This window comes from Atopomonas sediminilitoris (assembly GCF_022601735.1).
GTDB lineage: Bacteria > Pseudomonadota > Gammaproteobacteria > Pseudomonadales > Pseudomonadaceae > Atopomonas > Atopomonas sediminilitoris.
Genome location: NZ_JAKUMM010000002.1, coordinates 171,892 through 195,198, shown reverse-complemented (window position 1 = coordinate 195,198; position 23,307 = coordinate 171,892). Strand labels below are relative to the sequence as shown.

The following is a 23,307-nucleotide window of genomic DNA, read 5'->3' as shown; positions in this document are numbered from 1 at the left end:
AGATCGATGCCCGTCACGTTAATCACTGGCGCGGCCAGCGGCTTAGGCTGGGCATTGGCGCAGGCCTGTCATGCGCGCGGCGATGACCTACTACTCACCGACCTCAACCATGACTTACTCGAACAGCGCCGACTGAGCTTAGCCAGCCCGCGCGTGACCACGCTGGCCGGTGATATTTGCGACAGCAGCGTGCAAACCGAGCTGATCAATACTTGCCTCAGCCAATTCGGCCGGCTCGATACCTTGATCAACAACGCCGGCATCACCCATCGCTCGCTGGCGCAGCGCACGCAAGCCAAGGTGCTGCGTAAGGTCATGGCGGTGAACTACCACGCGCCGTTAGAGCTGACCTTACTCGCGCTGCCGCTGCTCAAGGCCAGTCGCGGCAGCGTGATTGCGATCGGCTCAATGGCCAGCTGGATGCCGGTACTCGGTCGCGCGGGTTATTGCGCGGCCAAAAGCGCCCTAGCACAAGCCTTTGAAGTGCTGCGCGGGGAAGTCCGCCGCGACGGCGTACGGGTACTGCTGGTGTACCCCAGCTTTCTCGCCACCCCGATTGAGCACAACGCCCTTGGCGGTGACGGCCAACCGGCGCAACAAGCGCGCTCCCTGGTCGGCAAGGTCAACAGCGCCGAATGGATGGCCACCGGCATCCTCAAAGCCCAGCAGCAAGGCCGTGAACGCCTGTTCCCCGACCGCAAAACGTGGCTCGCCAGCCTATTGTGGCGACTGGCCCCGAGCTTCTTTCATCGGCAAATGTGCCGGCAGTTTGCGGCGGAGCTGAGCTGAACTGGGCTGGGCGGGGCTGGGCGGGGCTGAGCCGTCAGTCATCGATGCCAGCCACTAGGCATCACCGCGCCACACAATCAGCCGCCAGCTGACGCCGCACCACCGCATGCGTCTGACCATGCGTTAACACGCCGGTGTGCGTGGCCTCAATCAGACGAATTTCGCTGGCTTGCTCTTGCGCAGGCCAGTGGAGTTGGCTGGCTAAACTCACCACGCCATCGCTCTTGCCGGCAACAAACACGCTGTCCCCGGCATAGCTGGCTATCAAGGTGTGCGGTACTTGCTGCGGCCATTCAAAGCGCCAAAGCGCCTGCAAAAAGTCGCTATTGGGCGCTAAATTACGCCACACCGGCGCCACCACCGGCGAGTGTTCCAGCCCTTGCTGCGCGGCCGCATGCCCCGCCCACGGCGTCGACAAGCTAATAAACTGGCACAGCCCCATTACGGAGGCTTGCTGCGCACTCAACTGACGGACAAAGTCACGCGCCAGTAAGCCGCCCATGCTGTGCGCCAGCAAATGAAAGCGCTGAAAACCCAAGCGTAATTGCGCATCTTGCCAAGCCTGCGCCAGCAAGCTGGCATTGCTGCTGATTTGCCAACTACTGGGGTAGTGGTACAGCACTACCTGAAACTGTCGCCGATCAATGGCCGGCAGCAACGCCGCCCACGTCCGCGGCGAATCATTAATGCCATGCACTAACAACACCGGCACCCGCTTGGGGTCCCACGGTTCAAGCAGATATAAACCGTGCCCTGTCTCGCGCAAAAACTGCAATGGCTGCCACATGCCTTGCTGGGTAATCGCGGCATCAAAACGGGCATCATTGAGCGTCACTTGCGCCAGATAATTGTTTTTTAAGCGCGGATTATGCGCTTTTAGGCGTTCCAGCTTAAGGTCAACCGCCGGTGCTTCGGCCAAGGCATCCGGCGTAATCACCAGCTCATTAACAGCGCTCGGCGCGGGCTTACCCAGCGCCTGCCGCTGTGGTTGCTTAAGCCACACCCGTGGCTCGTCGGCATCCAACTGAAAGTCACCGTTGTGATCAACAAACGCGAGTAGCTGGCGAGGCGCTTGTTCGCTCAAAAAACGAACAGGTTCAGCACCTGCAACCACACGAAAACCGACCACCGCAGGCTGCGGGGCATCGTCTAACAGCACGGCAAACACCGTACCGGCTGACTCATCATTGAAGGCTGCGCGGTTAATCACACGCCCTTCGATCACCTGCAGCTCTTGTTTAGCCTGCTGCAAGTCTTTGCCTAGGTTGAGTACACCACACCCTGCCAGCCCCACGGCCAGCACGCCGCCCAACAGAACGTAACGCATCAGCACTCCCTCACCGTATCGACTCGACACCTGCGTTTTGCATCGACAGCCGCAACCCCATCCCCACTAGTTCCGCGTCCACCCCCGCCAGCACCCTCTGCCCCCACGGCACAAAACCACAACGCTGATACCAGGCCACATTAATCGCGCTAGCGGTTTCTAGCAGGAGATTGGCGCGGCTTGCGCGTTGCACTTCACCGAGCAAACGGTAGCCCAAACCTTGCCCCTGCCGCGTTGGCTGCACCGCTAAAAATTCGAGGCGTGTGCTCGGCGCGTTTTGCCACGATGCCGGTAGCTGCTGTTCAACCCAGCAATTGAGCTGATCAAGCCGCGCCAAGCTGGCGGCACCACACCCCGTGGCAATCTGCTGGCCGAGCGCAGCCAAGAGGTCGGCGCGGCATACATTAGTTGAGTGCGTGAACCACGCGGCAGCCACCAGCTCGCCCCCGTCAAACAACGCCAGCGTCGGCAAGGTGGCGCTCAGGTGGTAGCACTGATACGCCGAGCAATACGCGGCGAGCCGCCCAGAAAACCCAGCCTGCCGCGCGGCAAAAACCCACGCTTGCACAGGGTCTTGCGCGAAGGCCGCCAGCCACAAGGCGCGGGCAGCATGGCTATCACTGGCGGTGAGAGGACGAAGTTCCATTACGTGCCTCGGCGTAGGTTTAGTGCCTAGGCGCGCCCGTTAGCGCCCTAGGAACAGCTGATACGCGGGGTTATCGCCTTCGTGCCAGTACGGATAGCCGATGCTCTCCAGTACGCCGGCGACTTGGTCGCGCTCCGCCGCCGGCACTTGCAGGCCGACCATCACCCGGCCGTAAGCCGCGCCGTGGTTGCGGTAGTGAAACATGCTGATGTTCCAGCGCGCGCCCAGTTTATTGAGGAAGTTGAGCAACGCACCCGGGCGCTCGGGAAACTCGAAGCGGTAGACCACTTCATCCGTGGCTTGCGCACTGTGGCCGCCGACCATGTGGCGAATATGCAACTTGGCCAGCTCGTTATCGGTTAAGTCGACCACCGGCAGCTTTTTACTCTGTAGCTGCTTAAGCAGCGCATCGCGCGGATCGGTTTCGGGATGCGTCTGCACGCCGACAAAAATCTGCGCTTGCTTGGGGTCATGGAAGCGGTAGTTGAACTCGGTGATCGCACGCTTGCCCAGCGCCTGACAAAACGCTTTAAAGCTGCCGGGACGCTCAGGGATGGTCACCGCAATCAGCGCTTCGCGCTTTTCGCCCAGTTCGGCGCGCTCGGCTACATGGCGCAAGCGGTCGAAGTTGATGTTGGCGCCCGAATCAATCGCCACCAAGGTCTGCTCGGTCACGCCTTCGCGCTCAACATACTTTTTGATCCCCGCCACACCCAAGGCACCGGCCGGCTCGGTGATGGAGCGGGTGTCGTCGTAGATGTCTTTGATCGCCGCACAGATTTCATCGGTGCTGACCGTGATCACTTCATCCACATAACGCCGCGCCAGCTCAAAGGTGTGCTCACCGATCTGCGTGACCGCCACGCCATCGGCAAACAAGCCTACGGTGGGCAACACCACGCGCTCATCAGCGGCCATTGCTGCTTGCAAGCAGTTGGAGTCTTCCGGCTCGACACCAATGACCTTGATCTCAGGCTTTAGGTATTTCACATACGCGGCGATACCCGCAACCAAGCCACCGCCACCCACCGGAACGAAAATGGCGTCGATCTGGCCTTTGTGCTGACGCAGAATCTCCATCGCCACGGTGCCCTGCCCGGCAATGGTGTCGGGGTCATCGTAGGGATGGATGTAGGTGAAGCCTTTTTCTTCGACCAACTTTTGCGAAAACGCCAATGCCTCGGGGAAGGCATCGCCGTGCAACACCACTTTCGCGCCCCAAGCTTTGACCGCGCGCACTTTGATTTCAGGCGTGGTCTTGGGCATCACGATGGTGGCTTTAACATTCATCTCGCGCGCGGCTAACGCCAGCCCCTGTGCGTGGTTGCCGGCCGAAGCCGCTACCACGCCGCAAGCACGCTCGGCGTCGCTCAATTGCGCCAGCTTGTTGTAGGCGCCGCGAATTTTGAAGGAGAACACCGGCTGCAAGTCTTCGCGCTTGAGCAAAATCTGGTTGCCCAGCCGCTCGGTCAAGAAATGGGCGCGCTGCAGGGGGGTTTCTACCGCGACGTCATACACCGGCGCGGTAAGAATCTTCTTCATGTACTGTTCGAGCATGGTCGTCATTCGCGGTTTTGATCAGCAGGAGGGCGAGTCTAACGCAGCGTGCCCACGCAGCGACAGGTTAAATCCGTGCGGCGTAAGCCCAGCATCGGCGCGCCATGGCGCTATAATGCGCGGCAATTTCTTGCACATTTTTACTCGGAGTTGCCATGAATCAGGATCAAATGAAACAGGCCGTGGGCCAAGCGGCCGTCGACTTGATCCGCCCGCAGCTGGCCAGCGACAGCATTGTCGGCGTCGGCACGGGCTCCACGGCGAACTGTTTTATCGATGCACTGGCCAAGATCAAACTGGAGTTCGACGGCGCGGTGGCCAGCTCCCAAGCCACTGCCGAGCGGTTAAAAAGCCACGGCATTCCCGTGTATGACTTAAACGCAGTCAACAATCTGGACTTTTACATTGACGGCGCCGATGAAAGCGACGGCCACCTCAACCTGATCAAAGGCGGCGGCGCGGCACTCACGCGAGAAAAAATCGTCGCCGCCGTGGCCACTACCTTTATCTGCATCGCCGATCAGAGCAAGCTGGTGGATGTGCTCGGTGCCTTCCCCCTGCCGGTTGAAGTGATCCCCATGGCGCGCAGCCACGTGGCGCGCCAACTGGTCAAACTCGGCGGCGACCCGGTGTACCGCGAAGGCTGCGTGACCGACAACGGCAACATTATTTTGGACGTGCACAACCTCAGCATCGTTGATCCGGTGCAACTTGAGCGCGACATCAACGCGATTGTCGGCGTGGTCACCAACGGCCTGTTTGCCGCCCGCCCCGCCGATGTCCTGCTGCTGGGCACCCCAGACGGCGTGCAAACCCGCAAGGCGCAATAACTTCGCCGGAAAACTGGTCTATGGTTAAACCACCGATCCCTCAGGAGGTTTAGCCATGTCCGGTAAATTTCGCTTAAAGAAAGCCAAAGACGGCCAGTTTCACTTCAACCTTGAAGCCAGCAACGGCCAAGTGATCGCCACCAGCGAGCTGTATAAAGCCAAAGACTCCGCACTCAACGGTATTGAATCCGTGCGCAAAAACAGCCAACGTGAGGGCGCCTTCGAAAGCCGCGAGGCCAGCAACGGTAAGCCGTACTTTGTGCTTAAAGCCACCAACGGGCAAATCGTCGCGCAAAGCCAGCAATACGCCAGCAAAGCCAGCTGCGACGCCGGCATTGCCTCGGTGCAAAACCATGCACCCGAGGCCGCATTGGTCGATGAAAGCTAAGTAGGACTGTTCCACCACTCAAAAAGGACGAGGTGTGCCATGCACGAAAAGCTCAACTACGTGGAGTTTCCCTGCCGCAATCTTGAGGCCAGCAAAGCCTTCTTCCATCAGGTTTTTGGCTGGACTTTTACCGATCACGGCCCCGACTACTGCTCGTTTGCCGAGCAAGGTTTAGACGGCGGCTTCTACCGCAGCGAGCTGTCGGCGCACGTCGAGCAAGGCTCGGCGCTGCTGGTGTTCTACAGCCATGACCTTGAAAGCACCCAAACACGCATTGAAGCGGCGGGCGGGCGCATCAGCAAAGCGATCGAAGACTTACCGGGCGGGCGGCGCTTACAGTTTCTCGACCCCAGCAATAACGAATGGGGTGTATGGTCAGCGGCTCCACCGCGTCATTAAGCGCGGCCGGCCCACCGACCCGCTAACCCCCTGACAACAAGGACGTTGTATGCCAAACACCCTGACGCCAGCGCAGCAATGCCACGACATGGCGGCTATCCGCGCCGCCATCGACCACATTGATCGCCAAGTAATTGCCCTGCTCGGCCAGCGCTATCAGTACGTGCTGGCCGCTGCGCCGTTTAAGCAATCAGCGCAAGCGGTGCGTGCAGAGGAGCGCTTGCGCGCCATGCTCAAGCAGCGCCGCGCGTGGGCCGAAGAAGAGCGATTAAGCCCCGATGCGATTGAGCAGATGTATCGCCAACTGGTTGAGCACTTTATCGCCGAAGAGCTCAAGCACTGGCAGGCGCAAGCAACCTTAGCGGATCACTCCTCCAGCCACTGATCCAAGGTCTTTTCGATCTCACCGCGAATGGTGCCGCTGAGCGGCGCCAGCATCAGCCCAAGATTGAGCAGCACGGCAATCCGGTGCGCTGCCACTTCGATTTTGCCGTCAGCGCCGGAGCGCTTGAACGCCAACGTATTGCCCTCCCAGCGATAACGCACATCGAATTTTTGTGCCAGCTTGGCGGCCAATTGTTCGGCGCGGTTACGGGCCTCATCTAGGCCCAGCGCGTGGTCGCGCTCAATACGAATTGCCATGGTCTAACTCCAACAAGGCTTAATAACGCCACTATAGCAGCCCCACGCGCTGAGCCGAGAACTGCTGTGCGTCAAGACAAAGCCGTTTGTGCTGGCTAGAATGGGCGCTCTTTTTAATAGGGTGCGAGCCATGAGCGATACGCGCAAAACCTCCGATGGCGCCCAAGCCACCACCCACTTCGGGTATCAAACGGTTGCCGAAAACGAAAAAGCACAGAAAGTTGCCGAAGTGTTTCACTCGGTCGCAGCCAAATATGACCTGATGAATGACGTACTGTCCGCGGGCATGCACCGCCTGTGGAAGCGCTTCACCATCGAGCTTTCCGGTGTGCGCCCCGGCAATCGCGTGCTGGACATTGCCGGCGGCACTGGCGACTTAACCCGTCAGTTTGCGCGCTTGGTGGGCCCCGAAGGCGAAGTCGTGCTAGCCGACATCAATGACTCGATGCTCAAGGTCGGCCGCGACAAGCTGATGGACAAAGGCGTCACCGGCAACGTGCGCTTTGTCCAGGCCGATGCCGAGAAGCTGCCCTTCCCTGACAATCATTTCGACGTGATCACCATCGCTTTTGGCCTACGCAACGTCACCCATAAAGAAGACGCGCTGCGCTCAATGCTGCGCGTACTCAAGCCCGGCGGTCGCCTGTTGGTGTTGGAGTTCTCCAAACCCGCCAACCCGATACTGGCCAAGGCCTACGACACTTACTCGTTCAACTTCATGCCGCTGGCCGGCAAGCTGATCACCAACGACGCCGACAGCTATCGCTATTTGGCCGAGTCGATCCGCATGCACCCCGACCAAGAAACCCTCAAGGGCATGATGGCCGACGCCGGTTTTGAGCGCGTGACCTACCACAACATGACCGGCGGCATCGTCGCCCTGCATCGCGGGATCAAACCCTGATGCTGAGCATGGCGTTGCTGGCGGCCGCTGAATCGGGCATCAACCAAGTGTTGCGCCTCGACAGCGTTGCGCTGCCACGCTTGGCGCGCCTGAGCGGCCGCGTACTGCGCATCCAAGTACCCAGCCCCGCGCTGGATGTGTTTGTGCAGCCCTACGCCGACGGCCTGCACTTGGCCAGTCAATACGAAGGCCCGGTGGACTGCACCCTGCGCGCGCCAATCTCCCGACTAGTTGAACTGGCCAGCCGCGACGACAAAAACAGCGTGCTGCACGCCGCCGATGTTGAGCTCAGTGGCGACGCCACGCCTTTGCTGGCGCTGGCTGACTTGATGGCCGACCTGCAATTGGACTGGGAAGACCGCCTCAGCGAATGGTTCGGGCCACTGGTTGCCGGCTTAATCGGCCAAAGCGTGCGCCAATCGCTACGCTGGAGCGGCGGTGCGCTGCACAGCTTTGAGCAGAATCTGGCCGAGTACCTGACCGAAGAAGCGCGTAGCTTGGTTGGTCAGCGCGAAGCCGAAGCACGCTTTAGCGAGTTAGACCAACTGCGCCTGCAACTGGACCGCCTCGACGCGCGCTTAGCCCGTCTCGACCGCCTCCGTCAGGCTAAGGCCGACACCCCATGAGTTTGCTTGCCGCCCGCCGTCTGTTCACCATCGTGCGGGTCATTGCCCGTTATCGTCTCGACGACCAACTGCTGGCCTTGCCGCTGCCTTGGTGGGTACGCCTGCTACTGGCTTTGATGCCGTGGCGTTGGTTGCCGCGCAAAGCCGCCCCCGCCAATCGCGGCGCAGCCCTGCGCTTAGCGCTAGAAGAGCTGGGCCCGATCTTTATCAAGTTCGGCCAACTGCTCTCCACCCGCCGCGACCTGTTGCCGCCCGACATGGCCGATGAACTGGCCAAGCTGCAAGACCAAGTACCGCCCTTCCCAGCCGCCCAAGCGCGCGCACGCATCGAGCAGTTTCTCGGCGCGCCGGTGGAGGAGCTGTTTGCCCGCTTCGACAGCGAAGCCATGGCCTCGGCCTCGGTCGCGCAAGTGCACAGCGCCCAACTGCACAGCGGCGAAGAAGTGGTGATCAAGGTGATTCGCCCGGGCCTCGCGCCGGTGATCCGCCAAGACATCGCTTGGCTCTTTTTGCTCGCCGGCTTGCTGCAACGCGTGTCCAGCGACGCCCGCCGCCTGCGCCCACAAGAAGTGGTTGCCGACTACGAAAAAACCATCTTCGATGAACTGGATCTCATGCGCGAGGCGGCCAATGCCAGTCAGCTGCGGCGCAACTTTGAACATTCACCGCTGATTTACGTGCCGCAAATCCACTGGGATTACTGCCGCAGCAAAGTGCTGGTGATGGAGCGCATCTACGGCATCCCCGTCACCGACCTCAAGGCACTGGCCGACCAAGGCACCAACATGAAGGCGTTGGCTGAGCGCGGCGTGGAGATCTTCTTCACCCAAGTGTTCCGTGACAGCTTTTTCCATGCCGACATGCACCCAGGCAACATTTTTGTGAGCCGCGAAACGCCGTGGAGCCCGCAATACATCGCCATCGACTGCGGCATCATCGGCAGCCTGACCCCAGAAGATCAGGACTATCTCGCCCGTAACCTGCTGGCCTTTTTCAAGCGGGACTACCGCAAAGTGGCGCAACTGCACATCGACTCGGGCTGGGTGCCGGCAGACACCAAGGTCAACGAGTTTGAGGCGGCCATCCGCAGCGTGTGCGAGCCGATCTTCGAGCGCCCGCTGAAAGACATCTCCTTCGGCCAACTGCTGCTGCGCCTGTTCCAAACCGCGCGGCGCTTCAATATGCAGGTGCAACCGCAACTGGTGTTGCTGCAAAAGACCCTGCTCAATATCGAAGGACTTGGCCGCCAGCTGTATCCGGACTTGGATTTGTGGAGCACCGCGCAGCCCTTCCTCGAACGCTGGATGCGCGAGCGCGTCAGCCCCGTTCAACTGCTGCGCAACCTGCAAGCGCAGGCCGAGCAAGTCCCTCATCTATCGCACATGGCGCGTGAAACGCTGGAGCGCTTAAGCGTGATGCAACACGCCCCCGCGGCGAGCAAACGCCCCGTATGGCCTAGCCGCGTACTCGGTGCCGGCTTACTGGTCGGCGCCAGCCAGCACGGCTTGCTGCTGATCCCCGCAGCTTGGCCGGCGTGGCTGATGCTGGTCGCTGGCGGCTATTTAGTGCTGCGCCGTTAACAAGGAAACCTGCATGAGCAACTGGCTCGACGAGATCAAATGGACCGCCGACGGCCTGATACCCGCCATCGCCCAAGACCATAAAACCGGCCGCGTGCTGATGATGGCGTGGATGAACCGCGAATCGCTGCAACTGACCGTCGACGAAGGCCGTGCCATTTATTGGTCACGTTCGCGTGGCAAGCTGTGGCGCAAGGGCGAGGAGTCCGGCCATGTGCAAAAACTGCACGAACTGCGCCTAGATTGCGATGCCGATGTGATCATCCTGCAAGTCGAACAGCTCGGCGGCATTGCCTGCCACACCGGCCGCGAAAGCTGCTTCTATCGCGTGTATCAAGAGGGCCAATGGCATACTGTGGATGCCGTGTTGAAAGACCCGCACGCCATTTACGAGGGCCATAGCCATGAGTGATACCTTGAGCCAATTGGCCGCCGTGCTGGAAGCACGCAAGAATGCCGCACCGGAATCCTCCTACGTGGCCAGCCTGTACCACAAAGGGCTGAACAAGATTTTAGAGAAGGTCGGCGAAGAGGCGGTGGAAACCATCATCGCCGCCAAAGACGCCGCCATCAGCGGCGAACATGCCGATGTGATCTACGAAACCGCAGACTTGTGGTTTCACACGCTGGTGATGCTCTCGGCCATGGGCCAGCATCCACAAGCGGTACTGGACGAACTGGAGCGGCGCTTCGGCCTGTCCGGTCATGATGAAAAAGCCGCGCGCGGCAATTAATTCCGTTACATCAGGTCTGCCCGACGCAGGCACAAGGAGAGCACCATGGGTATTGGCGGCATCAGTATTTGGCAACTTCTGATTATTCTGGCCATTGTGGTCATGCTGTTTGGCACCAAGCGTTTGAAAAACCTCGGCTCCGACCTTGGCGACGCCATCAAAGGCTTTCGCAAATCGATGAACACCGAGGAAGAGGGCAGCAAGCCGCAGGTGCCCGATCAAGGTCAAACCATCAATGGCGAAGCGCGCAAGGTTGAAGAACCGAGCAAAAAAGACTGATCCACGCGGCACAACCTTGAGTACACACCATGTTTGACGTGGGTTTTAGCGAGCTTCTGCTGATCGCCGTGCTGGCCTTGATTGTGCTCGGCCCCGAGCGCCTGCCCGTCGCCGCGCGCATGCTCGGCCTCTGGGTCGGCCGCTTAAAGCGCAGCTTTAACTCGGTGAAGGCCGAGGTCGAGCGCGAAATTGGCGCCGATGAGATTCGCCGCCAACTGCATAACGAGCGCATTCTCGATATGGAGCGTGAACTCAAAGAAAAAATGGGCCTTGAAGACAAGCCCGCGAGCGTCAGCACCGCCAGCGCGCCAAACAGCGCGCCGGCCAACACGCCCGCCGATGACACCACGAGCAAGCCAACACCATGAGCCAAGCGTCTAACGACAGCGAAATGCCCCTGATTGCGCACCTCACCGAGCTGCGCAACCGCCTGCTCAAGATCGTCGTGGTGGTTTTGTTGATCTTTGCTGGGCTGTTCTACTTCTCGCAAGATATCTACGCAATCGCCTCAGCGCCGCTGCGCGAAATCCTGCCTGAACACGCCAGCATGATTGCCACGGGCGTGATCACGCCCTTCCTCACGCCATTCAAGCTGACCTTGGTGTTATCACTGTTCTTGGGCATGCCTTATGTGCTGTTTCAGATTTGGAGCTTTATCGCCCCAGGCCTGTATCAGCACGAGAAGCGCGTCGCGGTACCGCTGCTGATCTCCAGCGTGCTGCTGTTCTACGCCGGCATGGCCTTCGCCTACTTTGTGGTGTTCCCGCTGGTATTTGGCTTTATCGCCGGCATCACCCCCGAAGGCGTAACCCAAGCCACCGACATCAGCCAATACCTCGACTTCATCCTCACCATGTTCTTTGCCTTCGGCATCGCCTTTGAGGTGCCGGTCGCCACCATCCTGCTGATTTGGATTGGCATCGCCGACGTCGACAGCCTGCGCAAAAGTCGCCCATATGTGGTGGTTGGTTGCTTTGTGATCGGCATGGTCCTCACGCCGCCGGATGTCATTTCACAGACCTTGCTCGCGGTGCCGATGTGGCTGCTGTTTGAAGCCGGCTTGTTCTTTGGCGGCATGATCACCCCGCGCGAACCGCAAGAACCCGAACTGCCCGAAGACAGCACACCCAACTACCCGAAAGAGTCGCGGTGAACCTGCTTCTTCTAGAACCCTGTGACCTGTTAAGTGATGACCGCGCCCTGTTGCGCGGTCGTCGTTTACGTCACCTGCACGAAGTGCACCGTGCCGAAGACGGTGACACCTTGCGTGTGGGGCTGCTCGGCGGCGCCATGGGCCAAGGCCAACTGCTGCGCCTGAGCAATGACGAGGCCGAGCTCCGTTTTTGCCTCGACACCCCACCGCCAGCCAAGCTACCGCTGACCCTGATCCTCGCCCTGCCACGACCGAAAATGCTCCGCCGCGTGCTGCAAACCGTCGCCGCCATGGGAGTGCCGCGCGTCGTGCTGGTCAACAGCGTGCGGGTGGAAAAAAGCTTCTGGCAGACGCCGTTTCTTACCCCTGAAGCGATTCACGAACAGCTGGTTCTGGGGCTCGAACAAGCCCGCGATACCGTGCTGCCGCAAGTCACGCTGGAGAAACGCTTTAAGCCCTTCGTAGAAGACCGCCTGCCGGCACTGGCCGCCGGCACCTTAGGCCTTACCGGCCATCCCGGCGACTACCCCGCATGCCCCCGCGCCCTGCAACAAGCCACCACCTTGGCCATCGGCCCCGAAGGCGGCTGGATTCCTTATGAAGTCGATAAACTCGCCGAGGCCGGCCTTAACCCCGTGCAGCTGGGCGAGCGCATCTTACGCGTCGAAGTCGCCGTACCGGCGCTGCTAGCGCGGTTGTTTTAAGCAAAACCAATACAAGGATGGAAAATGCACGATAAGGACAAAATCGCGCTCTTCATTGATGCTGATAACGCGCCTGCCAGCAGAATTGATTTTGTCTTGAGCGAGGTAGCCAAGTACGGCGTCGTCAATATTCGTCGCGCTTACGGCAACTGGAAAAGCCCAAGCCTCGATCCTTGGATCAAGGTGCTACATGAATATGCCATTCAGCCAATCCAACAGTTCGACTTGACCAAAGGCAAAAACGCCAGCGACATCGCGTTAGTCATTGATGTCATGGACACGCTCTATAGTCGCGATGTCGACGCCATCTGCCTTGTATCCTCCGACTCAGACTTCACCCCTCTGGTCACCCGCGCGCTAGCGGACGGCAAGCTGGTAATCGGGTTGGGCGAACGCAAAGCGCCGACTCCTTTTGTGAACGCCTGTTCACGCTTCCTTTACCTTGATCAACCCACTCTTGATGAAAAGCCCGCCGTACAAAAACAAACCAACCTTAAAAGCGACACCAAGCTGATCAACCTGCTCCGCCAAGCCATTAACGCCACCGCCGATGAAGACGGCTGGGCACCACTCGGCCCCGTCGGCTCGCACATTTCAAATCAAGCTTCGTTTGACTCAAGAAACTACGGGTTTAAGAAGCTCAGTGATGTGTTTAAAGCGATTGATCTCTTTGAGATGAAAGCTAACGGCAAGCATTTTTTTGTGCGCGATATTCGCGGGAAAACCCCATCCCCCCAACGCTAAGACTCACTACAAAACACTGATGGCTAAGTGTCCGCACGGGGTAGTTAGCTAAAAAAACCCGGACTTACAGCCTAAGCCTGCCGGGTGGAGAGTGGTCTTGCGACCCACGAGAGAGCGTGTTGCGGTTACGGCATGCCCAGTGCCTCAGGCAGCCATAGCGAAATGGCCGGCACATAGGTCACCAGCACCAAGAAGCCCAGCAGTAGCACTAACCAAGGCGCAGCGGCGCGAATGGTGGCCGGCAGGCTCATGCCGGTGACGGCGCTGGTGACGAACAGGTTTAACCCTACCGGCGGGGTGAGCATGCCGATTTCCATGTTCACCACCATGATCACGCCCAGATGAATCGGGTCGATGCCCAGCTCCATGGCGATGGGGAACAAGATCGGCGCCAAGATCAGGATAATCGCCGACGGTTCCATGAAGTTGCCGGCAATCAGCAACAGCACGTTCACCAGCAGTAAGAACATCCACGGCGACAAGCCCATCTCCACCACACTGGCGGCGATGCTTTGCGGGATTTGTTCGGTGGTCAGTACGTGGGCAAACAGCATGGCGTTGGCGATGATGAACATCAGCATGATGGTCAGCTTGCCGGCATCCAGCAGCACCTTGGGGCACTCGCGCACGCGCATGTCTTTGTAGACAAACAAGGCGATAAAACCGGCGTACACGGCAGACACCGCCGCCGCTTCGGTGGGGGTGAACATGCCCGAGTAAATGCCGCCCAAGATGATCACCATCAGCAGCAGGCCCCACAGCGCACGTCGCCCGCTGGAGAGCCACTCCCGCAAGCTGGCACGCGGCAACGCCGGTAGGTTCTTTTTCCGTGCGATGACGTAAATCGCCACCATCAGCGCCAAGCCCAGCAGCAGGCCCGGCACGACACCGGCCATAAACAACTTACCGACCGAGGTTTCCGTGGCGGCGGCATACACCACCATCACGATCGACGGCGGAATCAAGATCCCCAAGGTGCCGGCGGTGCTGACAATCCCCGCGCCAAACGCTTGCGGGTAACCCGAACGCACCATGCCCGCGATGGCAATCGAGCCCACCGCCGCCACCGTGGCTGGGCTTGAGCCAGACAGCGCGGCAAACAGCATGCAGGCCAACACCGCCGCAATCGCCAAGCCGCCGCGAATATGTCCCACGCAGGCGTTGGCGAAGTCGATCAAACGCCGCGCCACACCGCCGGTGGTCATAAAGGCGCCGGCCAGCAAGAAGAACGGAATCGCCAGCAGGGTGTAGTGCTCGCTGGTCTCAAACAGCTTGATCGCCAGTGAACGGACCGAGTCTTCACTGAAGATCATGATCGTCAGCGCGCCCGACAAGCCAAGCGATACGGCGATCGGCACGCCGATCAACATCAAGGCGAACAAGCAGATAAACAAGAAGGCGATGGTCATGACTTGCCCTCCTCCGATTGACCTTGCGCATGCTTTAACGCATCCGCCGCTTCGTCGGCCAAGCCAAGGCCGGTCTGCTGGTCGCGCAAAATGCGCCACAGAATCTCCGCAAAGCGCAGCCCCATCAGGCTAAAACCAAAGGGCACGATCATCGCCACGTGGCCTTGCAGCACGCCAAAGTGGTCTAAGTCTTCAGCGCCGATACCGGCTTTAAACAGCACGCTCACCCAAGCAAAACTGCCCGTGGCCAACAGCGCGCAGTACCCTATGCAGGCGCTAACGGCGATCAAGCCCAACACTTTTTGCGCACCACGCGGGGCTAACTTCACCAGCGCATCCACACCGATATGCCCTGCGGTACGTACGCCGTAGGCCATGCCGAGAAAGATCAGCCAGCCGAACAAGGCTTTGGTCAGTGCCGTGCTCCAGGTCATGGCTTGGGCGTAACCGATAACAAAATCGCCGATGGCGAACATCAGCTCGCTACCGCCTTCCCAGCGGTCAGCCAACCAATAAAACACGGTGTAGAGGTTATTCAGCAGCACGTAGGTGCACGTCACTAGCGTCATGGCACCGAGCAAAAAGGCAATCGCCGCCTCTTCAAACTGGTTCCAGACGCGCATCAGGGCGCTCATGGCAGGCTCCGCAAGTTCTGTTGTAATAAGGTGCAGCCCAACCGAGGCAAGGGCTCGGCTGGGCTGTGCGGGTCTTATTGATTGGCCGCTTGGGCCGCTTGGATCAGCTCGGCGCCGATCTCAGCCTCAAACTTGCTCCACACCGGGCGCATGGCATCGCGCCATTGGCCACGCTGCTCGGGGGTGAGGCTTAAGATTTCGCTGGTGCCGGCTTCGACAATGCGTTGCTTGTCGCCTTGGTTCAGGGCTTCGGCTTGCTCGTTCACCTTAGCCGTGACTTCCACCACGATCTTATCCAGCTCGCTGCGCACATCGGCCGGCAGACCATTCCAAAACTCGGTGTTGGTCACCAGCATGTAATCCAGCACGCCGTGGTCACTCTCGGTGATGAACTTCTGCACCTCGTAGAACTTCTGGCTATAGATGTTTGACCAGGGATTTTCCGCGCCATTGACCACGCCGGTTTGCAGGCCTTGATACACCTCGGCAAACGCCATCTTGCGCGGATTGGCGCGCACGGCTTTGAACTGCTCTTCCAACACCTTAGAAGCCTGTACGCGGAACTTCTGCCCACGCGCATCTTTAGGTGCCAGCAACGCCTTGTTGCCCGACAACTGCTTCATGCCGTTGTGCCAATAGGCTAGGCCGGTGATGTTTTTGTCCTCCATGCTTTTGAGCAACCCTAAACCCGCCTCACTTTGCTGAAAGCGGTCCACGGCTTGGATGTTGTCGAACAGGAACGGCAGGTCGAACACCTGCAGTTTTTTGGTGTACTGCTCAAACTTGGCCAGTGACGGGGCGATCAAATGCACGTCGCCCAGCAGCAGCGCCTCCATTTCTTTACCGTCGCCGTACAGCGATGAGTTGGGGTAGACCTCAACTTTGACCTTGCCCGGCAGGCGTTCTTCGGCCAATTGCTTGAACAACAGCGCGCCTTGACCTTTCGGGGTGGAGTCCGCCACTACGTGGGAGAACTTGATCACCACCGGCTCGGCAACAGCCATACCGGCAACGGCGCTTAACGACAGGGCGCACGCTAGGGCGCGCAGAGAGAACTTCAACATGGCAAACCTCTTTGTTGTTGTGCTTGTGAGCTGGAGGCCCTGTTACGACAGGGTTGGGCAAACCAGTAGCACGGCTATTGCAGGCGCCATGCCAAGCACAGAAACAAAGATAACCCGCTGAATTTATTGGCTTTGTTAGAGATAACCAATGAATGAATGGCGAATCGCCGCCAAGCCAGCCTGACAGCGTGGCGAAAATCCGCCACGCTCATCTGCCGCGTTATTCATCCTCTCCGGCAAACTGCAAACCGTGTTTGCGCAGTTTGTCGTGCAAGGTTTTGCGCGGAATATTCAGCGCCTCGGCCATGGCCTTTAGGCTGGCGTGATTCTGCCCTAACTCGGCGACGATCAAAGCCTTCTCAAAGGCCTCAACCCGTGCTGCCAAACCGACACCTTCGATGGCCTGCGGTGCCGCCGCCACCGGCTGGTTGCCCAACACCAAGCCCAATCCCAAAGCAAAACGTTCGGCGCTGTTTTGTAGCTCGCGCACGTTGCCGGGCCAGTTATGCGACAGCAGCGCCGCCCGCTCATGGGCATTCAGTTCCGCCGCTGGCAACTGATAGCGTTCGGCCGCGCGGGTGGCGAAGTGTTTAAACAACAACAAGATGTCATCGCCGCGCTGATGCAGCGGCGGAATATTCAGCGAGGCCACATTCAAGCGGTAATACAAATCGGCGCGGAAACGCCCTTCATCTGCCGCCGCGCGCAGGTCTTCTTTGGTTGCGGCGATGATGCGAATATCCAGCGCGATCAGCTCATTACCGCCCAAGCGCTCCAGTGCGCGCTCTTGCAGCAAGCGCAGCAATTTCACCTGCACCTCAAGGCTCATGCTCTCGATTTCATCGAGAAACACGGTGCCGCCGTTGGCAAACTCAAACTTACCGATGCGGCGTTTATTGGCGCCGGTAAACGCGCCGGATTCGTGGCCGAACAACTCGCTTTCCACCACCGACTCGGCCAAAGCACCGGCATTGATCGCCACAAACGGGCCTTTACGGCGCGGCGATAAGTCGTGCAGGGCGCGGGCGACGACCTCTTTACCGGTACCGGTTTCACCCAAAATCAGCACATCGGCATGGGTCGCCGCCAGCGCACCGAGTTGCTGACGCAAGCGCTGCATATCCGCTGACTGACCAATCAGCCGCGCACCCAGCCCACTTTGCTCGGCCAATTGCAGGCGCAGTTGGCGGTTCTCAAGCACTAACGCGCGCTGTTCTAACGCACGACGCACGCGGTCGACCAACTGCTCGCTGGCGAAAGGCTTCTCAAGAAAATCGAACGCGCCGTTTTTCATCGCCTGCACCGCCAGCGCAATATCGCCGTGGCCGGTGATCAAAATCACCGGCAGCGCGGGGTCATGCTGCTGCAACGCCGCCAACAGCTGCATGCCATCCATGCCTTGCATGCGAATATCACTGACGATCACCCCAAGCGCCAAGGTGTCCAGCTGCGCTAACAAACCATCGGCGCAACCCCGACTGGTCACGCTAAAGCCGGCCAACTCTAAGGTCTGCGTCAGCGCCCGACGCAGGTCTGGGTCGTCATCGATCAGTAAAACGGAGTCTAAAACGCACATAGCGGCGGCTCTCTTACGTCAAAGCAGGACGCTGCTATTGCAGCTGTTGTTGTGGCGATGAAGCGGCCGAGGTGGCGTTGCAGGCGTGCAATTGCAGGGTAACTACCGCCCCGCCATCTGGGTGATTGGCCAAGCTCAGCTCGCCACCCACGGCGCGCACAAGGGTATCGCAAATCGCCAAGCCAAGCCCCAAGCCTTCGGTGCGTGCTTTGGTGGTGAAAAATGGCTCGCGTGCGTGCTGCAGCGCCTCAGGGGAGAAACCCGCGCCGCTATCGCGCAGCACCAAGCGCACGTACTCGCCCTGCACTTGTAGGCGCAGGCACAGGCGGCGCTCGCCGGCTTGCTCGCTCAACGCATCCACGGCATTGCCCAGCAAGTTGCTGAGGATTTGCCGTAAGCGGGTATCACCCGCCAACACCCAGTGCGGGCCGCGCGGCACATCACGTTGTACGGTAATCCCCAGCTTGGCCAAGCGCCGCTCGAGCAAGGCTAGCGAGTCTTCTAGGGCGAGGTCTAACTCCACCGGCTCAGGCTTGGGCGATTCGCGCCGTGCGTAGGCTTTAAGGTGCGCGATGATGCGCGCCATGCGCTGGGTCAGCTGGCTGATTTGTTCGAGGTTGTCGCGTACCGCTTCGCTGCGCTGCTGCTGCAACAACAGCAATGCGTTGTCGGCATAGCTGCGCATGGCGCCGAGCGGCTGGTTGAGTTCGTGGCTGATACTGGCCGACATGGTGCCCAAGGCGCTGAGCTTGCCGGCTTGGATCAGCTCATCCTGCGCTTGCACCAAGGCTTGCTGGGTTTGCTCGCGCTCGTGCACCTCGGCGCGCAGCCGTGTGTTGAGGCTTTCTAGCGCGGCAGTGCGGTCCAAGACGCGGATTTCCAGCTCGCGGCGCGCGCGGGCGTCTTGGTTTTGCCGCTCTAGATAATGCCGCCGCCGCTGAATCAGCACCGCCAACAGCAACAACAAGGCCAGCAACATGGCCGCGCCCACGAGCATCACCTCACGCACGGCGGTGGTTAACAGCCGCTGCGGGGCGAGAATACTCACCGTCCAACCGACTTCTTTGAGTGCCCGCGCCTGCGTTAGCCACTGATTGTCTTGCAGGCGCAGCGACGGCGGTGACGGCGTGCCGTAAGGGCGGTTGGCGGCGATCAGTTCTTGCTCGACGCGGCTTAGGCTTCGCGTGGCATGAAAGCGCCAATCATCGCGCGAGGATAAAATCACCACGCCCATCTCATCGGTGACCAGCAGCTGCTCCGGCCCCTTGCCCCACAGCACCTCAGTGGCGTCGAGATCGACCTTGACCGCCAGCACGCCCAGAATTTGCTCCCCTTCACGCAGCGCGTAGGCATAAAAATAGCCGCGCTTGCCTGAGGTCGTGCCCAAGCCAAAAAAGCGCCCCAACTGGCCCTGCATGGCTTGGCGGAAATACGGCCTGAAGGCGAAGTTACGACCGATAAAACTGTCATGCTCATCCCAGTTCGACGCCACCAGCGTGGTGCCGCGCGCATCCAGCAGATAGATCACATCGGCTTTGCTTTGCTGTTCGATGCGCTTGAGCAAGGCATTGGCAGCGGCGCGAGTGGCGGCTTGGTCCGGCGTTTTAAGCACGTCGGCAAATTCGGGCAAGCGCACCAACACCTCAGGCAACACCTCGAAGCGATGCAGGGTGCCCAACAGGTTGGCCACGTATAAATCCAAGGTTTGCCGGTGCTGCTCGATCAAGCGCTCAAGGTAGTAGCGCTCAGCCAATAACTTGAGCGGCCACAGCAAGCTGCCGAGCACCAAGGCCAGAACAAACAGAGAGCGCCAACGGATATGGCGCGGCAGGACAGTACTCAACAGGCAGCAAACCGAAATACAAAAGAGAATGAAAGCTTAGCAGGTGACTTGTCGCACACCGGCATCACTGATAAAAAGCCCGACCTTTTGCCAAGGCTGTTATCGCGCATGCGTTATTGGTTGCTGTTTTTAACCTGCTGTTACGCCCTACTGACGCCCACCACCCACGCCGAGCCACGCACCTTTAGCGAAGCCAAGCGCCTGCTGCCCGCCATTAGTGCAGGCTTAGGCCAACGGAGTTTTTATTGCGACTGCGCAATCACGCGCCAAGGCAAAAAACTGATCCCCGATTGGCACAGCTGCGGCTACGAGCCGCGCAAAAACGCCAACCGCGCGGCCCGCATCGAGTGGGAGCACGTGGTACCGGCGTGGGAGTTTGGCCATCAACTGCAATGCTGGCAGCAAGGCGGCCGCCAAGCGTGCAATAAAGACCCGCGCTTTCGCCGTATGGAGGCCGACTTGCACAATCTGGTGCCGGCCATTGGCGAGGTCAACGGCGACCGCAGCAATCACCCTTTTGGCCTGCTGCCTAATGCCCCCGCCATGCACGGGGCCTGCCCCATTCGGATCGACTTCAAAGCCCGCCGCGTACAACCGCCGGCCGACAAGCGCGGCGACATTGCGCGCATCTACTTTTACATGCGCGACCGCTACGGCTTAAACATCAGCCGCCAACAAACCCAGCTCTTTACCGCGTGGGCCAAACGAGACCCGGTTGATGCGCCCGAGCGCGCCCGCGATGCCCGGATTGCCGCCGCAATCGGCTGGCACAACACCCAAGTGTTCGATCAGTATGACGAGCACATTGCACGGCAACGCTAAGCCCTAGCGACACTCGCTGTCGCTGTGCGTGATAGGCTTGCCCAAGCTTTTTCAACGAGATTCGCCATGCCCTTGCAACTGCCCTTTGAAGCCTTATTAGCCCTATGCGCGAGCGGTGGATTACTGCTCGGCCTGCTGGTGATGGCTGGATTTGCCCGGCGCCAGCAACAGGCGCAAGCGCAAGCCTTTGCCGCCCAGCTCAGCCAAGCCCAGCAACTGAGCGAAAGCCTCAACCAGCGCCTGCATCAGCAAGAGTTTGCCCTACGCGAAGCGCAGCTCAACGCCAACAACGAGGCCAAGCAGCAAAGCCAACTGCGCCAACAGCTAGAGCACAGCGTGCGCCACGTCGAGCAGCTGCAACAGCGCGTGGTCAGCAGCAGTGAGGCCGCCGAACGCTACAAAGCCGCCCTAGAAGCCGCGCAACAGCACAGCCACGAGCAACGCGAACGCCTAGCCAGCCAGCAGCAGCAACTGAGCGAATGCCAGCAACAACTGGCTGATCTGCGCGAAGCGCATGCCACCTTGAACAACACCCTCGAGCAGCGGCAGCAGCACTTTGCCGAACAACAGCAACTGCTCAAAGAAAGCCGCGAACAGCTCAAGCTGGAGTTCAATCAGCTGGCCACGCAAATCTTCGAAGCCAAAGGCCAAGCCTTCTCGCAACACAGCCAGCAATCGCTGGACGCGCTGCTCAAACCCTTCCGTGAGCAGATCAGCGGCTTTCGCCAGAAAGTCGAAGACATTCACCACAAAGACACCCAGCAACAAGCCGAGCTACGCAATGAGCTGCAAGGGCTAAAAGCGCTCAATCAGCAGATCACCGAAGAAGCCCATCAGTTGGCCACCGCGCTGCGTGGGCAGAAAAAGATGCAGGGTAACTGGGGCGAGCTGATCCTCGAAAACGTGCTGGAGCGCTCGGGCCTGCGCGCCGGCATCGATTATCAACGCGAGTTCAGCGTCACCCACAGCGAAGGCCGCAGCCGTCCCGATGCGGTGGTGTTTTTGCCCAAAGACAAACACCTGATCATCGACGCCAAAGTGTCGCTCAATGCCTATACCCGCTACGTCAACAGCGAGGATGAGCACGAGCGCGCGCTGGCCTTGGATGAGCACGTTAAAGCCATTGGCGAGCGCATCCGCGAGCTGTCTGATCGGCATTACTACGACTTGCCAGGGCTGAACTCGCCCGAAATGGTGTTTATGTTTATCCCCATCGAGTCGGCCTTTGTCGAAGCCCTGCGCGGCGACGAACAGCTATTCCAAAAGGCCTTGCAGCAAAACGTGCTGGTCGCCACGCCCACCACCTTGCTCACCAGCCTCAACATCGTGCGCCAGTTGTGGCGCTTTGAAGAGCAAAACAAGCACACCGCCGAATTAGCCGACAAGGCCGCCAAGGTCTACGACAAGCTGCGCACCTTCTTGAACAGCATGGACACCGTGGGCAAGAGCTTAGACAAGGCGCAAGAGGCCTATCAAAAAGCCTGCGGCCAACTGGTCAGCGGCCCCGGCAACTTGGTCAAGCAAGTCAGCGAGTTCCGTGAGCTAGGCGTCTCCGTGAAGGCCGAGCTGGCTGAGGAATGGGTAGAGAAAGGCCAGCTCGAGCTGACCCGCAGCGAGCGCGACGCGCTGTTGGAAGATCAGAGCGAGTAAGCCCTCCGAAGCGGCGGAGGCGCCGCTCTGTCTGGCCGTTACTCCGTACAGCGCTGAACCACCTGCTCCGCCGCCTGCAACACCGCGGTGCAGGTGGCCTCTTGCAGGGCATCGGCGTGTGGATCAGCAAAGCGTCCCGCGTCGTTATCAAAGTACTGCCCGCCCGCCGCCGCAAACGCATCATCGAGTGCGGCACGGCAGAGAATCTCGGCACCAATGCCGATATCGTTACCGGCCAAGCCAAAGCCCTCGCGCACCATTTTGCTGGCCAGTAACGAGCCTGGGTTGACCGCCACCACCATCGGCCCTGTGGCCGCGTAACGTTGGCCTAACAGGCGGCTGATCTGCGTCAGCGCCAACTTGCTTTGCGCATAGGCTTGGAAATCCTCACTCAAACAGCGCGTACCGTGCAACGCCGCCAGATCGACACTGGCTTGCGCCGCCGATGACACGTTAACCACTCGACTGTGGCGAGCCAAACAGGGCCATAGGCGCTGCATTAACAGATAAGGCGCCAAGGTGTTCACCGCAAAACGCACATCGAGCCCCTCGGCTGTGCGCGTGGGGCTAACGCGAAACACCCCGGCGTTGTTGATCAGCACATCGAGCGCAGGGTGCGCCGCTGCCACGGCCTTCGCCAAGCCGGCCACCTCACGCAGCGATGACATATCCGCAACAAAATAGTCGGCACCGTCTAACTCCGCGCTGAGCGCTTGCAGCTTGGCGACACTGCGCCCATGCAACAGCACCTTATGCCCGAGCCCATGCAGCTTCTTGGCGGTAGCCAGACCAATGCCATCGGTGGCGCCGGTCAATAGAATTGTTTTGGTCATCTGCTCCTTCCTCAGCCGCTTAGCGCGGCCGTTGCTTGGCTCACTCGATGAGCGGCACAGTCACCCTAGCCTAGGGGCTGCGCCAAGCTGGATCACGCGGCATTGGCTGAAATCAGTTTTCCGGTATGCCAGATAACGACACGACGTCTGCGGCCAACACGGTGTGCAGGGCA

The 23,307-nt window shown here is 59.8% G+C and carries 27 protein-coding genes; 17 read left to right on the top strand and 10 right to left on the bottom strand.

Annotation, left to right across the window (positions count from 1 at the left end; translation table 11 throughout):
- Positions 1 to 6 precede the first annotated feature (6 nt).
- Positions 7 to 789, top strand: a complete 783-nt coding sequence (locus tag MKI83_RS03385; protein ID WP_241583381.1) for an SDR family NAD(P)-dependent oxidoreductase — start codon at positions 7 to 9, stop codon at positions 787 to 789.
- A gap of 61 nt (positions 790 to 850) precedes the next feature.
- On the opposite strand, the gene MKI83_RS03380 is transcribed toward MKI83_RS03385, so the two are convergent.
- The 3 genes from MKI83_RS03380 to ilvA are packed head-to-tail and all read right to left on the bottom strand — an operon-like array spanning position 851 to position 4,319.
- Positions 851 to 2,116 (bottom strand): alpha/beta hydrolase, encoded by a 1,266-nt coding sequence (locus MKI83_RS03380; RefSeq protein ID WP_241583380.1) that lies wholly within the window; start codon positions 2,114 to 2,116, stop codon positions 851 to 853.
- A gap of 10 nt (positions 2,117 to 2,126) precedes the next feature.
- Positions 2,127 to 2,762, bottom strand: a complete 636-nt coding sequence (locus tag MKI83_RS03375; protein ID WP_241583379.1) for a GNAT family N-acetyltransferase — start codon at positions 2,760 to 2,762, stop codon at positions 2,127 to 2,129.
- Positions 2,763 to 2,801: 39 nt separating this feature from the next.
- Positions 2,802 to 4,319, bottom strand: coding sequence for a threonine ammonia-lyase, biosynthetic (gene ilvA / locus MKI83_RS03370; protein WP_241583378.1), 1,518 nt, complete (start codon positions 4,317 to 4,319; stop codon positions 2,802 to 2,804).
- Between the two features lie 155 nt (positions 4,320 to 4,474).
- Here ilvA and rpiA point away from each other — a divergent pair, with 155 nt between their 5' ends.
- From rpiA to MKI83_RS03350, 4 genes are read left to right on the top strand one after another with little or no spacing between them, the layout of a single operon-like run.
- Positions 4,475 to 5,149, top strand: coding sequence for a ribose-5-phosphate isomerase RpiA (gene rpiA, locus MKI83_RS03365; protein WP_241583376.1), 675 nt, complete (start codon positions 4,475 to 4,477; stop codon positions 5,147 to 5,149).
- A 55-nt stretch (positions 5,150 to 5,204) separates the two neighbouring features.
- Positions 5,205 to 5,537, top strand: coding sequence for a YegP family protein (locus tag MKI83_RS03360; protein WP_241583374.1), 333 nt, complete (start codon positions 5,205 to 5,207; stop codon positions 5,535 to 5,537).
- Positions 5,538 to 5,576: 39 nt separating this feature from the next.
- Positions 5,577 to 5,936, top strand: a complete 360-nt coding sequence (locus MKI83_RS03355) for a VOC family protein (RefSeq protein ID WP_241583372.1) — start codon at positions 5,577 to 5,579, stop codon at positions 5,934 to 5,936.
- Positions 5,937 to 5,985: 49 nt separating this feature from the next.
- Positions 5,986 to 6,321 carry an isochorismate lyase gene (locus MKI83_RS03350; RefSeq protein WP_241583370.1) on the top strand — a complete coding sequence of 112 codons (336 nt, stop codon included), beginning with the start codon at positions 5,986 to 5,988 and terminating at the stop codon, positions 6,319 to 6,321.
- Here MKI83_RS03350 and MKI83_RS03345 read toward each other — a convergent pair.
- A complete protein-coding gene (locus MKI83_RS03345) occupies positions 6,303 to 6,578 on the bottom strand; it encodes a polyhydroxyalkanoic acid system family protein (protein WP_241583369.1) in 276 nt (91 codons plus the stop codon). The two genes, MKI83_RS03350 and MKI83_RS03345, sit on opposite strands and share 19 nt — an antisense overlap.
- Positions 6,579 to 6,708: 130 nt before the next feature.
- On the opposite strand from MKI83_RS03345, the gene ubiE reads away from it, so the two are divergent.
- From ubiE to MKI83_RS03295, 10 genes are read left to right on the top strand one after another with little or no spacing between them, the layout of a single operon-like run.
- Entirely contained in the window at positions 6,709 to 7,482 is a 774-nt protein-coding gene (ubiE, locus tag MKI83_RS03340) for a bifunctional demethylmenaquinone methyltransferase/2-methoxy-6-polyprenyl-1,4-benzoquinol methylase UbiE (RefSeq protein WP_241583368.1), read from the top strand.
- A complete protein-coding gene (locus MKI83_RS03335) occupies positions 7,482 to 8,108 on the top strand; it encodes a ubiquinone biosynthesis accessory factor UbiJ (RefSeq protein WP_241583367.1) in 627 nt (208 codons plus the stop codon). Before ubiE ends, MKI83_RS03335 begins: the two co-directional genes overlap by 1 nt.
- Positions 8,105 to 9,688, top strand: coding sequence for a ubiquinone biosynthesis regulatory protein kinase UbiB (gene ubiB / locus MKI83_RS03330; RefSeq protein WP_241583366.1), 1,584 nt, complete (start codon positions 8,105 to 8,107; stop codon positions 9,686 to 9,688). Before MKI83_RS03335 ends, ubiB begins: the two co-directional genes overlap by 4 nt.
- Before the next feature lie 13 nt (positions 9,689 to 9,701).
- A complete protein-coding gene (hisI, locus tag MKI83_RS03325) occupies positions 9,702 to 10,100 on the top strand; it encodes a phosphoribosyl-AMP cyclohydrolase (RefSeq protein WP_241583365.1) in 399 nt (132 codons plus the stop codon).
- The gene (locus MKI83_RS03320) at positions 10,093 to 10,422 is read left to right on the top strand and encodes a phosphoribosyl-ATP diphosphatase (RefSeq protein ID WP_241583364.1); all 330 of its coding nucleotides are present in this window, start codon (positions 10,093 to 10,095) and stop codon (positions 10,420 to 10,422) included. The genes hisI and MKI83_RS03320 overlap by 8 nt, the downstream gene beginning before the upstream one ends.
- Before the next feature lie 45 nt (positions 10,423 to 10,467).
- On the top strand, positions 10,468 to 10,701 hold the full coding sequence (gene tatA, locus MKI83_RS03315; protein ID WP_241583363.1) for a twin-arginine translocase TatA/TatE family subunit: 234 nt from the start codon (positions 10,468 to 10,470) through the stop codon (positions 10,699 to 10,701).
- Positions 10,702 to 10,730: 29 nt separating this feature from the next.
- A complete protein-coding gene (gene tatB, locus MKI83_RS03310) occupies positions 10,731 to 11,069 on the top strand; it encodes a Sec-independent protein translocase protein TatB (RefSeq protein ID WP_241583361.1) in 339 nt (112 codons plus the stop codon).
- Positions 11,066 to 11,854, top strand: a complete 789-nt coding sequence (tatC, locus tag MKI83_RS03305; protein ID WP_241583360.1) for a twin-arginine translocase subunit TatC — start codon at positions 11,066 to 11,068, stop codon at positions 11,852 to 11,854. The genes tatB and tatC overlap by 4 nt, the downstream gene beginning before the upstream one ends.
- Positions 11,851 to 12,558 carry a 16S rRNA (uracil(1498)-N(3))-methyltransferase gene (locus MKI83_RS03300; RefSeq protein ID WP_241583359.1) on the top strand — a complete coding sequence of 236 codons (708 nt, stop codon included), beginning with the start codon at positions 11,851 to 11,853 and terminating at the stop codon, positions 12,556 to 12,558. Before tatC ends, MKI83_RS03300 begins: the two co-directional genes overlap by 4 nt.
- A 24-nt stretch (positions 12,559 to 12,582) precedes the next feature.
- Entirely contained in the window at positions 12,583 to 13,302 is a 720-nt protein-coding gene (locus MKI83_RS03295; RefSeq protein WP_241583358.1) for an NYN domain-containing protein, read from the top strand.
- A gap of 125 nt (positions 13,303 to 13,427) precedes the next feature.
- On the opposite strand, the gene dctM is transcribed toward MKI83_RS03295, so the two are convergent.
- The 5 genes from dctM to MKI83_RS03270 all read right to left on the bottom strand — a co-directional run bounded on the left by dctM (position 13,428) and on the right by MKI83_RS03270 (position 19,832).
- Positions 13,428 to 14,711: a C4-dicarboxylate TRAP transporter large permease protein DctM gene (dctM, locus tag MKI83_RS03290; protein WP_241583357.1), complete on the bottom strand. Its 1,284-nt coding sequence runs from the start codon at positions 14,709 to 14,711 to the stop codon at positions 13,428 to 13,430.
- Entirely contained in the window at positions 14,708 to 15,346 is a 639-nt protein-coding gene (locus MKI83_RS03285) for a TRAP transporter small permease (protein ID WP_241583356.1), read from the bottom strand. Before MKI83_RS03285 ends, dctM begins: the two co-directional genes overlap by 4 nt.
- Positions 15,347 to 15,420: 74 nt before the next feature.
- Positions 15,421 to 16,410 carry a TRAP transporter substrate-binding protein gene (locus MKI83_RS03280; protein WP_241583355.1) on the bottom strand — a complete coding sequence of 330 codons (990 nt, stop codon included), beginning with the start codon at positions 16,408 to 16,410 and terminating at the stop codon, positions 15,421 to 15,423.
- A gap of 220 nt (positions 16,411 to 16,630) precedes the next feature.
- Entirely contained in the window at positions 16,631 to 17,986 is a 1,356-nt protein-coding gene (locus MKI83_RS03275) for a sigma-54-dependent transcriptional regulator (RefSeq protein ID WP_241583354.1), read from the bottom strand.
- 34 nt (positions 17,987 to 18,020) lie between these two features.
- On the bottom strand, positions 18,021 to 19,832 hold the full coding sequence (locus tag MKI83_RS03270) for a sensor histidine kinase (protein ID WP_241583674.1): 1,812 nt from the start codon (positions 19,830 to 19,832) through the stop codon (positions 18,021 to 18,023).
- Between the two features lie 105 nt (positions 19,833 to 19,937).
- Between MKI83_RS03270 and MKI83_RS03265 the strand changes: the two genes are divergently transcribed.
- Complete coding sequence (locus MKI83_RS03265) at positions 19,938 to 20,651, top strand: endonuclease (protein ID WP_241583353.1); 714 nt, start codon at positions 19,938 to 19,940, stop codon at positions 20,649 to 20,651.
- Between the two features lie 66 nt (positions 20,652 to 20,717).
- Positions 20,718 to 22,301 carry a DNA recombination protein RmuC gene (locus MKI83_RS03260; protein ID WP_241583351.1) on the top strand — a complete coding sequence of 528 codons (1,584 nt, stop codon included), beginning with the start codon at positions 20,718 to 20,720 and terminating at the stop codon, positions 22,299 to 22,301.
- A 38-nt stretch (positions 22,302 to 22,339) separates the two neighbouring features.
- Here MKI83_RS03260 and MKI83_RS03255 read toward each other — a convergent pair whose 3' ends face one another.
- Complete coding sequence (locus MKI83_RS03255) at positions 22,340 to 23,134, bottom strand: SDR family NAD(P)-dependent oxidoreductase (RefSeq protein WP_241583348.1); 795 nt, start codon at positions 23,132 to 23,134, stop codon at positions 22,340 to 22,342.
- Between the last annotated feature and the right edge of the window lie 173 nt (positions 23,135 to 23,307).

What these genes read in the sequence shown, in the direction of transcription:
- MKI83_RS03255 (WP_241583348.1), bottom strand. Translation starts at nt 23,134, where the DNA reads ATGACCAAAACAATTCTATTGACCGGCGCCACCGATGGCATTGGTCTG.
- MKI83_RS03385 (WP_241583381.1), top strand. Translation starts at nt 7, where the DNA reads ATGCCCGTCACGTTAATCACTGGCGCGGCCAGCGGCTTAGGCTGGGCA.
- ubiE (WP_241583368.1), top strand. Translation starts at nt 6,709, where the DNA reads ATGAGCGATACGCGCAAAACCTCCGATGGCGCCCAAGCCACCACCCAC.
- MKI83_RS03335 (WP_241583367.1), top strand. Translation starts at nt 7,482, where the DNA reads ATGCTGAGCATGGCGTTGCTGGCGGCCGCTGAATCGGGCATCAACCAA.
- MKI83_RS03280 (WP_241583355.1), bottom strand. Translation starts at nt 16,410, where the DNA reads ATGTTGAAGTTCTCTCTGCGCGCCCTAGCGTGCGCCCTGTCGTTAAGC.
- MKI83_RS03265 (WP_241583353.1), top strand. Translation starts at nt 19,938, where the DNA reads ATGCGTTATTGGTTGCTGTTTTTAACCTGCTGTTACGCCCTACTGACG.
- hisI (WP_241583365.1), top strand. Translation starts at nt 9,702, where the DNA reads ATGAGCAACTGGCTCGACGAGATCAAATGGACCGCCGACGGCCTGATA.
- MKI83_RS03260 (WP_241583351.1), top strand. Translation starts at nt 20,718, where the DNA reads ATGCCCTTGCAACTGCCCTTTGAAGCCTTATTAGCCCTATGCGCGAGC.
- MKI83_RS03375 (WP_241583379.1), bottom strand. Translation starts at nt 2,762, where the DNA reads ATGGAACTTCGTCCTCTCACCGCCAGTGATAGCCATGCTGCCCGCGCC.
- MKI83_RS03360 (WP_241583374.1), top strand. Translation starts at nt 5,205, where the DNA reads ATGTCCGGTAAATTTCGCTTAAAGAAAGCCAAAGACGGCCAGTTTCAC.
- ubiB (WP_241583366.1), top strand. Translation starts at nt 8,105, where the DNA reads ATGAGTTTGCTTGCCGCCCGCCGTCTGTTCACCATCGTGCGGGTCATT.
- MKI83_RS03295 (WP_241583358.1), top strand. Translation starts at nt 12,583, where the DNA reads ATGCACGATAAGGACAAAATCGCGCTCTTCATTGATGCTGATAACGCG.
- tatB (WP_241583361.1), top strand. Translation starts at nt 10,731, where the DNA reads ATGTTTGACGTGGGTTTTAGCGAGCTTCTGCTGATCGCCGTGCTGGCC.
- dctM (WP_241583357.1), bottom strand. Translation starts at nt 14,711, where the DNA reads ATGACCATCGCCTTCTTGTTTATCTGCTTGTTCGCCTTGATGTTGATC.
- tatC (WP_241583360.1), top strand. Translation starts at nt 11,066, where the DNA reads ATGAGCCAAGCGTCTAACGACAGCGAAATGCCCCTGATTGCGCACCTC.
- MKI83_RS03275 (WP_241583354.1), bottom strand. Translation starts at nt 17,986, where the DNA reads ATGTGCGTTTTAGACTCCGTTTTACTGATCGATGACGACCCAGACCTG.
- MKI83_RS03345 (WP_241583369.1), bottom strand. Translation starts at nt 6,578, where the DNA reads ATGGCAATTCGTATTGAGCGCGACCACGCGCTGGGCCTAGATGAGGCC.
- MKI83_RS03285 (WP_241583356.1), bottom strand. Translation starts at nt 15,346, where the DNA reads ATGAGCGCCCTGATGCGCGTCTGGAACCAGTTTGAAGAGGCGGCGATT.
- MKI83_RS03320 (WP_241583364.1), top strand. Translation starts at nt 10,093, where the DNA reads ATGAGTGATACCTTGAGCCAATTGGCCGCCGTGCTGGAAGCACGCAAG.
- MKI83_RS03380 (WP_241583380.1), bottom strand. Translation starts at nt 2,116, where the DNA reads ATGCGTTACGTTCTGTTGGGCGGCGTGCTGGCCGTGGGGCTGGCAGGG.
- ilvA (WP_241583378.1), bottom strand. Translation starts at nt 4,319, where the DNA reads ATGCTCGAACAGTACATGAAGAAGATTCTTACCGCGCCGGTGTATGAC.
- MKI83_RS03355 (WP_241583372.1), top strand. Translation starts at nt 5,577, where the DNA reads ATGCACGAAAAGCTCAACTACGTGGAGTTTCCCTGCCGCAATCTTGAG.
- rpiA (WP_241583376.1), top strand. Translation starts at nt 4,475, where the DNA reads ATGAATCAGGATCAAATGAAACAGGCCGTGGGCCAAGCGGCCGTCGAC.
- tatA (WP_241583363.1), top strand. Translation starts at nt 10,468, where the DNA reads ATGGGTATTGGCGGCATCAGTATTTGGCAACTTCTGATTATTCTGGCC.
- MKI83_RS03350 (WP_241583370.1), top strand. Translation starts at nt 5,986, where the DNA reads ATGCCAAACACCCTGACGCCAGCGCAGCAATGCCACGACATGGCGGCT.